Origin of the sequence: Bacillus sp. SIMBA_074 (assembly GCF_046534555.1) — a bacterium.
Classification (GTDB): domain Bacteria; phylum Bacillota; class Bacilli; order Bacillales; family Bacillaceae_G; genus Bacillus_A; species Bacillus_A mycoides.
The window spans coordinates 1-250 of sequence record NZ_JAWRYM010000943.1 but is presented as its reverse complement, the minus strand read 5'-3'; the positions used below and the strand labels follow the sequence as shown (position 1 = coordinate 250).

The 250-nt window shown below is 52.0% G+C and carries 1 protein-coding gene; it reads right to left on the bottom strand.

What is annotated here, in order from left to right; translation table 11 throughout:
- The coding region (locus SB773_RS33560) for a YcgL domain-containing protein (protein ID WP_410594778.1) at positions 1-181 on the bottom strand (181 nt) is incomplete at its 3' end.
- Between the last annotated feature and the right edge of the window lie 69 nt (positions 182-250).

Below are 250 nucleotides of genomic sequence, written 5' to 3'. Positions count from 1 at the left end.
CATTGACACGAGCCAGCGTTTTGTCCGCCGTCAGAATCATCGTCAGCACAGGAACGGGCTTACCAAAGGTTTCCATCAGCGCATCAGGCACTGTTTCGGTGCCCTTACGCTTATCAACGTATAGGTACATTTCGTCTTTACGCGAGCTTTTCAAAATCTCGCAGAGCAGTTTGTCGCTCATTAACACAACTCCTCAAGCGCTTGGTGGATCGCCTGCGTCAAGCAGGCATCGCGCCAACCACTCAGTTCC